At 57.0% G+C, this 10,332-nt stretch carries 10 protein-coding genes; all 10 read right to left on the minus strand.

Features of this window, described 5'->3' with window-relative positions; translation table 11 throughout:
- Complete coding sequence (gene nifS / locus PW844_RS12685; RefSeq protein WP_299452010.1) at nt 1-1,203, minus strand: cysteine desulfurase NifS; 1,203 nt, start codon at nt 1,201-1,203, stop codon at nt 1-3.
- A 30-nt stretch (nt 1,204-1,233) separates the two neighbouring features.
- Nucleotides 1,234-2,058 (minus strand): Fe-S cluster assembly protein NifU, encoded by an 825-nt coding sequence (nifU, locus tag PW844_RS12690; protein ID WP_299452012.1) that lies wholly within the window; start codon nt 2,056-2,058, stop codon nt 1,234-1,236.
- Nucleotides 2,059-2,262: 204 nt separating this feature from the next.
- Nucleotides 2,263-2,727, minus strand: a complete 465-nt coding sequence (locus PW844_RS12695; RefSeq protein ID WP_299452014.1) for a NifB/NifX family molybdenum-iron cluster-binding protein — start codon at nt 2,725-2,727, stop codon at nt 2,263-2,265.
- Nucleotides 2,714-4,087 (minus strand): nitrogenase iron-molybdenum cofactor biosynthesis protein NifN, encoded by a 1,374-nt coding sequence (gene nifN / locus PW844_RS12700; protein ID WP_299452016.1) that lies wholly within the window; start codon nt 4,085-4,087, stop codon nt 2,714-2,716. The genes PW844_RS12695 and nifN overlap by 14 nt, the downstream gene beginning before the upstream one ends.
- Nucleotides 4,088-4,102: 15 nt before the next feature.
- On the minus strand, nt 4,103-5,476 hold the full coding sequence (nifE, locus tag PW844_RS12705) for a nitrogenase iron-molybdenum cofactor biosynthesis protein NifE (RefSeq protein ID WP_299452018.1): 1,374 nt from the start codon (nt 5,474-5,476) through the stop codon (nt 4,103-4,105).
- Between the two features lie 162 nt (nt 5,477-5,638).
- Complete coding sequence (locus tag PW844_RS12710) at nt 5,639-6,301, minus strand: NifB/NifX family molybdenum-iron cluster-binding protein (RefSeq protein WP_299452019.1); 663 nt, start codon at nt 6,299-6,301, stop codon at nt 5,639-5,641.
- Between the two features lie 11 nt (nt 6,302-6,312).
- Entirely contained in the window at nt 6,313-6,531 is a 219-nt protein-coding gene (nifT, locus tag PW844_RS12715; protein WP_299452021.1) for a putative nitrogen fixation protein NifT, read from the minus strand.
- Nucleotides 6,532-6,573: 42 nt separating this feature from the next.
- Nucleotides 6,574-8,136, minus strand: coding sequence for a nitrogenase molybdenum-iron protein subunit beta (gene nifK, locus PW844_RS12720; protein WP_299452023.1), 1,563 nt, complete (start codon nt 8,134-8,136; stop codon nt 6,574-6,576).
- Between the two features lie 55 nt (nt 8,137-8,191).
- Nucleotides 8,192-9,640: a nitrogenase molybdenum-iron protein alpha chain gene (nifD, locus tag PW844_RS12725; protein ID WP_299452025.1), complete on the minus strand. Its 1,449-nt coding sequence runs from the start codon at nt 9,638-9,640 to the stop codon at nt 8,192-8,194.
- A 26-nt stretch (nt 9,641-9,666) separates the two neighbouring features.
- The coding region (gene nifH / locus PW844_RS12730) for a nitrogenase reductase (protein ID WP_299452026.1) at nt 9,667-10,332 on the minus strand (666 nt) is incomplete at its 5' end.

Consider the following 10,332-nt stretch of genomic DNA (forward strand, 5'->3'; position numbering starts at 1 on the left):
TTAACCGTAGATCGGCATAAATGAAGCCTGTTGCTGAACCGGCTTACCATCCTGCCAGTAAGGTGACAGCAGGCGCAGACGGGCAATAATTGACGGCAGCGTCTGGATGACGTACTCGATCTCTTTTTCCCGCGTATAACGCGACAGGGAGAAACGAATGCTGCCGTGCGCCGCCGTATAGGGGATGTCCATCGCCCGCATCACATGGGAGGGTTCCAGCGATCCCGATGTGCAGGCGCTGCCGCTGGAGGCGGCAATCCCGGCCTGATTCAGCAGCAACAAAATGGCTTCCCCTTCGATAAACTCAAACGCGATATTGACGGTGCCGGGAACGCGTGGCTGATTACCACCCATCACTTTTACCGAGGGAATCTGTGCCAGTACGCCTTCCTGCAATGTGTCGCGCAGCTGGGCAATGCTGCTCATACCGGGCAGGTGCACCTGCGCCAGTTCGCAGGCCATCCCCATCCCGACGATACCGGCGATATTTTCCGTGCCCGCGCGCCGACCGCGCTCCTGATGCCCGCCGCGCAACAACGGGCGAAAGCGGGTGCCGCGCCGCAGATAAAGGCAACCCACACCTTTCGGGCCGTGCAGCTTATGGGCGGAGCAGGAAAGCATATCGATACTGCTCTGCCCGACGGACATCGGAATTTTTCCGGTGACCTGAACCGCATCGCAGTGAAATAACGCGCCGCATTCATGAGCCAGCCCGGCCATTTCCTCCACCGGAAACATCACGCCGGTTTCATTGTTGGCCCACATCACACTCACCAGCGCTACCCGGTCACTCAGCACCTGGCGATACTGCGCCATATCCAGCGCACCATTACTGTCCACCGCCAGCCGATGAATAACGTATCCCTGACGTTCCAGATGCTCGCACACCTCGAGGGTAGCGGGGTGTTCAACGGCAGTGGTGATAATTTCCCGTCTGTCCGGCTGTGCTTCGATAGCGCTATGCAGCGCAGTGGAGGTGGCTTCGGTGGCACAGGAGGTGAAGATAATTTCACTGCCATGTTCTGCGCCAAGCAGTGCCGCTACCTGCTGATGTGCGCGTTCTAACGCGGCGCGCGACGGCGTGCCAAAATCGTGGATCGAGGATGGATTACCGTAATACTCGGTGAGGAAAGGCATCATCGCCTCAAGCACCATCGGGTCAATACGGGTGGTGGCGTTGTTATCCAGATAAACCTGTTTCATCGGCATGTTTCTCCAGTGAGTCACGACGGCCTAAGCCGCCACCACTTCCATATAACAACCGGTACGTTCCATCAGTTTTTGTTGCAACCAGGCCAGCGTCATATCGGTCATCATGCAGCCGCTGCAACTGCCAGCCAGGCTGACGGTAACAGTGTGATTGGCGACATCAACCAGCGACATATCGCCACCGTCGGCCTGAATGTAGGGACGCAATTCGGTGATGGTCTCCATCACCTCCTGCCAGTGGGGATCTTTTGCACTGCTTGCCGGGGCGGCAACCTGCGGGGCGTTAGCCAGAATGTTGGCCAGGGCCAGCTCAATCTTTTCATGGCATGAGGTACAGCCACCGCCCGCCTTGGTGTAGTTGATCACCTCTTCCAGCGTGGTCAGGCCGTTGGTGAGTACCGCACGGCGGATGTGCCCCTCATCGACGCCGAAACATTTACAGATCAGCGCGCCTTCCTCATGGTCATCGTCGAGACTCAGGCCGCGATAGTTAGCGATGGCCGCATGCAGTGCTTCCTGGCCCATCACCGAACAATGCATCTTCTGCGGCGGCAGGCCGTCGAGATAGTCAGCGATTTGCTGATTGGTGACCTGTTCTGCTTCGGACAGGGTGCGTCCGATAATCAGCTCGGTCAGGGCGGAAGACGAGGCGATGGCGCTGCCACAGCCGAAGGTCTGAAATCCGGCTTCAAGGATGGTTTCATTTTCCGGATCAACCCGCAGCATCAGCCGCAGGGCGTCGCCGCAGCTCAGCGATCCCACGTCACCCACCGCATTAGCGTCATCGACAACACGGGCATTACGGGGATTAAAAAAATGGTCTTTCACCTTCTCGGAATAATTCCACATGCTCTCAGCTCCCAGTACTCAGACGGAAAGCGCCTTGGCGCATCTCCCCGCAGCAATCAACAGCGGGATAACAGAACCAAGCAAAAGCAGTACCAGAAGTGGAAAGTATTAATATTCAGAGAGATAGGGAGTTGTGGTAATAAAAAACCGCGCCCTGTGTCGCGGTTACGTGTGAGGTTTGTCACAGTTGTGTCAGAGAAACGACTAGAGATCGTCTTTATCCTGCCATTCGTGTTCTTGCAGTAGCTGAGCGAAGCGATCCGGATTGCGCTGGCGCTGCTGTTTACGTTGTTCTTTGTCGTACCAGTAATGTTGGATCTCCTGCAACAGCGCGCTGACCGGCGTATTGGCCGGTACCCGCACCGCACGTACGCCAGTCTTTAATAACTGGCTGAACACCTTCTCACCAATCGCCACGCAATACAGGGTGACGCAGTCCTCCAGCGCGTTGATGCGGTAACTTATTTTCTCCTCCTGATGCCCATTGAATACGGAAAAGTCGGCCACCCGCAGCAGCATGGCGTCATCCTGTTTCACCCCGTATACCACCAGCCGCGGAGTGGCACCAAAGTGCTGATCGACGTGGCGGCAATCCGAACTGGCAAAAGCCACTTTCATTGGCCATTCCTCCGCGCAGATGGTGCTGAACTGCCGGTTAACATGATGCATGCTGATCTCCCGGGCTGAATTGCTGACGCAACGGAGAGTGCCATGCCGGGAGGGTGTGATGGTGCTGACTCATCACATTCGCCAGCTCAAACAGGGTATCGCGTATGCCCATATAGCCCTGGCGCACGCGGCGAAATTCTCCCAGCCGGTCATAGATCGGGAAACCGGCGCGAATCAGGGGGATGTCCATCTGCTGCGCCAGATTCGCCGCGTGAGAATTGGCCACCATCAGCGCCGCCGGGTTGTCGTGCAGCTGGTCCTGCATATCTTCCAGATCGCCGATCACCACTTTTCCGACCGGCAAATGGCTGAGTCCCCGCTGGCTCACCGGGGCAATCACCGGGCCGGGCACCATGCCCTGGCTACAGGCAAAATCACACCAGGCGGCCAGCAAATCCCCTTCCGCCGCCATCGCCAGCGGCACCCCCTGCAACCACATATGACAATCGATCATCGCATCCTGTAGCTGCCCGCGTTGGCGCTCAATCCAGTCAGGCACGTTGCGACCGGAAATGACTTTCAGCTGGTTGATAAACTGATCGCACGTTTCCAGCGTCATCAGGTGCGGCAAGGCGATCACCTCACCACGGCTGCGCTGGGCCAGCAGGGTGGCGGCATGTCCCAGCGACACCCCGATAGCCAGGGTGCATAAACTCTGGCCCATCTGCTCGATCTGGGCCAGGGTTGTGCCGCCCTGGGTGACCGGCGAGAAATCACCGCTCGCCAGATGCCCATCGAGGGATAACGACAGGTCTGGCACCACTACCGATTGTAAGCCGAAGGCCTCCACATAGCTGCGCAGCAACTCCACATCACCTGGGGTGAGCAGATGGCTGAGCAACAGATTGACGCGGCGGTTACGCCCGGATGGCAGCGGTTTCTCCGGTATCCATTGCTCGATCATGCTTTCCAGCACCGCGCTGAAGCCATTCTCCAGCGAGCCATAAAAATCTGGCGTGTTAACGGTTAACAACGCCACATGTTTATATCGTGGTGACGCTTCGCGAAACTGACGTACCACGCGTGTGATATCGCTGCCCTGAGCCTCAGACAACCCGGTACTCAGCAGCACAATGGCTTTCGGGTTATTGCGCTGACACAGGGTGTTGAGCGCGGTAATGATATTGTCGTCGGACCCCATGATGGTGGACATCGGGTCCATTGCGGTGGATTGCAGGGGAATGGGATCATGAAAATGCTGGATAAAAAATACCTTAGCGAAGGCGCTACAGCCCTGCGCGCCATGAACCAGCGGGATGCAGTGCTCAAAACCCATGCTGGCAAGGATGGCCCCCAGCGGTTGCCCACTTTTCACCGGGCTGACGGCCAGCGGTTTTTTAGAACGAATGATTTCAGCCATAACCTGCTCCTTCTTTTAGTGCCAGGGTGCGCGGGCGTGCGTTTGTGACCATATCGGGCTTTCCAGCGTCTGGCATAACTGCTGTGCCAACGTGACGATCCCGTGGTAACCCGCGTAAGCATGCTCACGCTCCTGATTGATATCGAGAAACGGTAGCCGGGCTTTATAAGCGGTATACATATTGCGTCCACCGGCGATCATCATGTCGGCCTGATAGCGATAGACCACATCAAGCAGGGTGCGGGCGTTGCCTTCATCCAGCATCAGGGCATCCTCGCCCATCAGTTCCCGGATGCGTTGCTTGTCCTCCTCAGTGGATTTGCGCGTGCCGGTGGCGACCACCGTCATGCCAAGATCCTGCAAGGCCGAGACCACCGACCAGGATTTTACCCCGCCGGTATACAGCAGGGCCTTGCGTCCGCGCAGCCGGTCACGATACGGAGCCAGCGCCTGGTCAGCCACCCGTTCTTCGCGCGCAATCAGGGCTTCGGTGCGCTGCATCAGGTCGTGATCACCGGTCAGCGCGGCCAGCTGGCGCAGGGACTCTGAGGTGGCACGCACGCCATAAAAACTGCCTTCAAACCACGGCGTGCCATAGCGTTGTTCGAGGGCGCGCGCCACGTTGATTAGCGCGCGGGAGCACACCAGCATATTGACCTGAGCACGGTGCAAGGTCTGTATTTCGGCAAAACGCCCGTCGCCGGACAAGGTGCCCAGCACGCGAATGCCCAGCTCATCCAGCAGGGGCTGGATATGCCAGAATTCCCCGGCGATATTGTATTCACCAATCAGGCCGATATCGTGGCGGTGTTCAGGCGGGAAAGGGGTATCCATAGGCCAGGGAGCAGGCTCACGCCCGCCTATCACCTGTTTCACCATCATTTCTCCCGCCAGACGGTTGCCAAGGTTCTTGCTGCCATAGAATCCGGCGACATCGATCGCGATGACCGGTACGCCCGTGGCGGTGGCTGCGGCGCGGCATACCGCTTCAATATCGTCGCCCTCCATGGCCGGAACACAGGTGTTGTAGATGAACACGGCGGCGGGATGGTAACGATTGACGATATGGCGAACCGCGTGAAACAGGCGGCGCTCGCCGTTGCCCATAATCACGTCCTGTTCATTTAAATCGGTGGTAAACCCCAACCGGTTAATCAGCGCCCCCGAGCTGAAACTGCCCCGGTTATCCCATGAGCTGCCAGTGCAACCGATCGGGCCATGTACCAGATGCGCCACATCGGCAATCGGCAGCAGGGTGATTTGTGCCCCATCGAAAGCGCAGCCACCGGCAGTCGCGCCGGGTTTGGGCGCACTACAGCCGGATTTTTGTTTATGGTTATGCTCGCAGGCAGGCTCATCCAGCAGGGCCAGGATTTCATTCCCCTTCATAGGTACCTCGTTGACTGATTGGGTTAGCTGAGTCGTTGCAAATCCCGGACCAGAAAATACTCATTGATATTTAAGGAGAAAATGTTGTCGGCTTTACGACAAAACAGACAACGCAGGAAGGGACCCCACAAGACAAGCCTTGTCTGATGGGGTCAGAACGGATCAGAAAACGCGTGATTCCAGCGGATTGGCGCGGTCAAGGCGTTTTGCCAGCCACGGCGGTAACTGCCCGGCAAACAGCTTTTTGATGTTGTCACACTGGGAGGTGATGGTCAGTCCTGTCGGTACCTTGATGGGATGGATATTGTGGCGGATCAACCGGGCAGCGGCAGGGCCACCAATCGCTTCACAAAATAACAGCTGACAGTCGTGCAGCAACTGCGCCCGCACTTCGTTCGCTTCATCCTGCTGTGGCGCAGAAGGATAACGCCGTAAGCTGTGCAGCCAGTAACCGTCATCATCAAAGGCGTAGACAAAGAACAACCGCCCCTGCCCAAAGTGACCATTGATCATCAACCCATCCTGTGAAGCAAAAGCCACCTGTAACTGCGGTCGGCGTTGGGGAAAGGTTGCCACCCGCAGATGCTGCGGTAGCTCACCGCGCAGGCAGGCTTTTACCCGTGACCAGCGTCCCGGCGACATCAGCACCTCATCGCCAGGAAAAAAGGCTTCCAGCTGGCTTTGCGTATAGGCCGCCAGGCGAGCCGGGGTCAGCGCGTCGTCCTGATCGCGGGTCAGCCAGGCCATGATTTGTGCGGGCTGGAGTTCCGGCAGGCTCTGAAACAGCGCCAGCATGCGCCAGAAAAGAATATCGTGGTCAGACATCTCACTCCCCCTTAATTCTGTGCATCGCGACTGGCGCGCAGGCTGACGGGAAAATCCGGCCGTCCCGGTTGCTCGCTGACGAAGTAGCGGCGTCCCCCTTCCAGAGACACAGCACCGCCCCAGCGATCCGGGGTGTCGTGCTCGACTGCGATCACTTTGGCTTCCAGATCCTGTTTGGCGATATAGCAATACAAATCCGCCCCACGTCGACGAAAGATAACCATCGGCATACTGTCCCCCTGTAGCCCCGCGTCTGGCGGGGCAGGTGTTGGTTAACGGATAAGGTCAAAGCCGTAATCGGTTTTGCCGAGTTTGATGGTGTCTCTGTCCACTTTTTCCAGCACCGCATTCACCAGCGTGGTCAGAATGCTCATCGCCCCTTCGTAACCCCAGGTGGTCTGGCGATGCAGGTGATGGCGATCAAACAGCGGGAAGCCGAGGCGAATCAGCGGCACTTCGAACTGTTCGCCTTTTGCCAGGGTGTCGCGCTGGATGAATTTGGCGTAGGAGTTACCGATCATAAAGTCCGGCTGGCGGGTGAACATCAGGGATCGGAAATGCCACAAATCACAGTTGATAAAGACTTCACTCTCCTGCCCGTAGGGTGACGCCTCCAGCATTTTCTTCATGGCTTTCTGCCAGCGTTTATTGCCGTTATGGCTGAGGATAACGGTGGGTTCACAGCCCAGTTCCAGCAGGAAGCGCGTCAGTCCCATGACAAAATCCGGATCGCCATACAGGCCGAATTTTTTCCCGTGCAGCCAGGAGTGGGAATCCAGCATCATATCCACCAGTCGACCACGCTCCAGCGCCAGCACATCGGGGATGGCTTTGCCGGTCAGTTGGCTGATGGTCATCAGTAACTCGTCCGTGCCCGCCAGTCCCAGTGGGATCTGCACCTCAGTGGCAGGCTGGTTCCACATCTCCTGTACCACTTTTTTGCTTTTCACCAGCTGCCACGGCTGAAGCAGCAGGGTGTCGATGGCATCAGGAGCCTCACGCATCTCCTGCTGCGTCGTGCCGCCGGCGTACATGTGGTAATGGCCGTCAGCCGGGGTATCCAGCACGTCGGAAGGGTCAGATAGCAGGCTGGTGGGCACCTCCATTTGTGCCAGCATGCGTTTCAGTACGCGGAAATTCCCCAGATAGGTTTCAAATCCGGTCACCAGATTCAGCCGGGGGAATTTGCCCGGCTGGGCTACGTGGTCCGCGGTGAAGGTTTTGGCAAAACCTTCAAACATATTGTCCCAGCCGGTGACATGGCTGCCGATAAAACTTGGCGTGTGGGCAAAAGGCACCGGCAGGCTGGCATCGACAAAACCGTCTTTTTTGGCGTTGGCGATGAACGCCTGTAAATCATCGCCGATGACTTCAGCCATGCAGGTGGTGGAAACTGCGATGATCTCCGGCTGGTACAGGGTGCTGGCATTTTGCAGCCCGGTATTCATATTGTTGTTGCCGCCAAATACTGCCGCGTCCTCGGTCATCGAGTCAGAGACGCAGGCCACCGGTTCTTTGAAATGACGGTTAAAGTAGGTGCGGAAATACGCTACACATCCCTGCGAACCGTGGACATAGGGCAGGGTGTTGGCAAATCCCAGCGAGCAGAGCACCGCCCCCAGCGGCTGGCAGGCTTTGGCCGGGTCAATGGTCAGTGCTTCGCGTTTAAAATTCAGCGCTTCATATTCGGCGGTGGTGGTCCATTGGAAGACTTCCTGCACGCGCGCCTGGTCCCAGGCTTCTTCCTGCGATCGTTTGCCACTGAACAGCGTCTGATACTCATCCTGTTCAAACAAGGGATGACAATTATGAATCTTATCAACAGTCTGGCTCATGGTGTTCTCCTCCCGCGCCACAAATCGGTGAACTGACGGGATTGCAAAAGAGATGTCAGGCGGACTTCAGCCAGGGCGCGGTTAACTGGCCCCAGGCGGGATTGTTCAGGGTCATATCCATATCCCGGGCAAAGATGGCGAAGCCGTCATAGCCGTGATAGGGGCCGGAGTAGTCCCAGGAGTGCATCTGGCGGAACGGGACGCCCATCTTCTGGAATATGTACTTTTCTTTGATGCCTGAGCCGATAAGGTCCGGTTTCAGCGCTTTTACAAAGGCTTCCAGCTCATAACTGCTGGCATCATCGAACAGCAAGGTGCCTTCCTTCAGATCCGGCAGGGTACGATCGTAATCGTCGTTATGACCAAACTCGTAACCTGCGGCGATAATCTCCATGCCGAGATCTTCATAGGCCCCGATCAGATGGCGTGGCCGCAGTCCGCCCATATACAGCAGCACTTTGCGCCCCTCCAGCCGTGGGCGATATTTCGCGATGATGGCATCGTTCTGCGCCTGATATCGGGCGATTACCGCTTCGGCATTGGCCCGGATGGTGTCGTCAAACTGATCGGCAATTTTGCGCAGCGACTCAGCCACTTTGGTCGGTCCGAAGAAGTTGTATTCCATCCACGGGATACCGTGCTTCTCTTCCATATGGCGCGAGATGTAGTTCATCGAACGATAGCAATGCACCAGGTTGAGTTTTACGAACGGGGTGTTTTCCATTTCAACCAGGGTGCCATCACCTGACCATTGCGCCACCACACGCAGCCCCATCTCTTCCAGCAGGATGCGCGAGGCCCAGGCATCACCGCCAATGTTGTAGTCGCCGATAATGGCCACATCGTAAGGTGTGGTTTCGAAGGGTCTGCCCTCGCGGTTATCAAGGATCCAGTCGCGGATCACGTCGTTGGCGATATGATGACCGAGGGATTGCGATACGCCGCGAAAACCCTCGCAGCGCACCGGGACCACCGGCTTGTTAATCGCCTTTTCGCTGGCTTTGGCGACGGCAGAGATATCGTCGCCAATCAACCCGACCGGACATTCCGACTGAATGCTGATCCCTTTGGTGAGCGGGAACAGTTCTTCCATCTCTTCAATCAGTTTGGTGAGCTTTTTGTCACCACCAAACACGATGTCGCGCTCCTGAAAATCCGAGGTGAAGTTGAGGGTGACAAAGCTATCGACACCGCTAACCCCAGTGAAGTAGTTACGACGGCCCGCGCGTGAATACTGGCCGCAACCGACCGGGCCATGCGAGATGTGGGCCATATCTTTGATCGGACCAAATACCACCCCTTTCGATCCTGCATAGGCGCAACCGCGCACCGTCATCACGCCTGGCTGCGATTTGCGGTTGGAGATGATGCATTTACCGACGCTCTCCATTTCCGGGTCGGTCACCATCATGTGTTTGCGGCGTTCTTTGCGCGTCTTCTCCGGGTAGATCTCCAGCACTTCCTGGATGATCGCCAGATTACGCTCCGCTGTTTCGTTACTCATGGAGGACTCCTGTTAGGCCTGGGGCATCAGCTCGCGTTTTCTTCTGCGGCGGTTTTACCAATGATGCTGGTGTCTTCCGCATCCATAATGCCGAACTCCATCAGCAGTTCTTCCAGCTCATCCATGGTGCAGGGCGTCGGCACCACCATCATGGTGTTGTTGACGATTTTGCTTGCCAGGGTGCGGTATTCATTGGCCTGGTTGCAGGTGGGGTCGTACTCGATCACCGTCATGCGGCGGATTTCGGCACGCTGGACGATATTGTCGCGCGGAACGAAGTGGATCATCTGGGTACCCAGCTTTTCCGCCAGCGCGATGATCAGTTCATCTTCCCGGTCGGTCTGGCGTGAGTTACAAATCAATCCGCCGAGACGCACTTTGCCGGATTTGGCATATTTCACGATCCCTTTGGAGATGTTGTTGGCGGCGTACATCGCCATCATTTCCCCGGAACAGACGATGTAGATCTCCTGAGCTTTGTTTTCACGGATGGGCATGGCAAAGCCACCGCACACCACGTCACCCAGCACGTCATAGAAAACAAAATCGAGATCGGGTACGTAGGCTCCTTCTTCTTCGAGGAAGTTGATGGCGGTAATGACGCCGCGTCCTGCACAACCAACGCCTGGCTCCGGACCGCCAGATTCGGCGCAGCGCACGTCGCCATAACCGATTTGCAGCACATCCTCCAG

It is taken from the genome of Pantoea sp., from assembly GCF_028283705.1.
GTDB lineage: Bacteria > Pseudomonadota > Gammaproteobacteria > Enterobacterales > Enterobacteriaceae > Pantoea.

What these genes read in the sequence shown, in the direction of transcription:
- nifT (WP_299452021.1), bottom strand. Translation starts at nt 6,531, where the DNA reads ATGCCGATGGTTATCTTTCGTCGACGTGGGGCGGATTTGTATTGCTAT.
- nifN (WP_299452016.1), bottom strand. Translation starts at nt 4,087, where the DNA reads ATGGCTGAAATCATTCGTTCTAAAAAACCGCTGGCCGTCAGCCCGGTG.
- nifD (WP_299452025.1), bottom strand. Translation starts at nt 9,640, where the DNA reads ATGAGTAACGAAACAGCGGAGCGTAATCTGGCGATCATCCAGGAAGTG.
- nifE (WP_299452018.1), bottom strand. Translation starts at nt 5,476, where the DNA reads ATGAAGGGGAATGAAATCCTGGCCCTGCTGGATGAGCCTGCCTGCGAG.
- PW844_RS12710 (WP_299452019.1), bottom strand. Translation starts at nt 6,301, where the DNA reads ATGTCTGACCACGATATTCTTTTCTGGCGCATGCTGGCGCTGTTTCAG.
- nifU (WP_299452012.1), bottom strand. Translation starts at nt 2,058, where the DNA reads ATGTGGAATTATTCCGAGAAGGTGAAAGACCATTTTTTTAATCCCCGT.
- PW844_RS12695 (WP_299452014.1), bottom strand. Translation starts at nt 2,727, where the DNA reads ATGCATCATGTTAACCGGCAGTTCAGCACCATCTGCGCGGAGGAATGG.
- nifS (WP_299452010.1), bottom strand. Translation starts at nt 1,203, where the DNA reads ATGAAACAGGTTTATCTGGATAACAACGCCACCACCCGTATTGACCCG.
- nifK (WP_299452023.1), bottom strand. Translation starts at nt 8,136, where the DNA reads ATGAGCCAGACTGTTGATAAGATTCATAATTGTCATCCCTTGTTTGAA.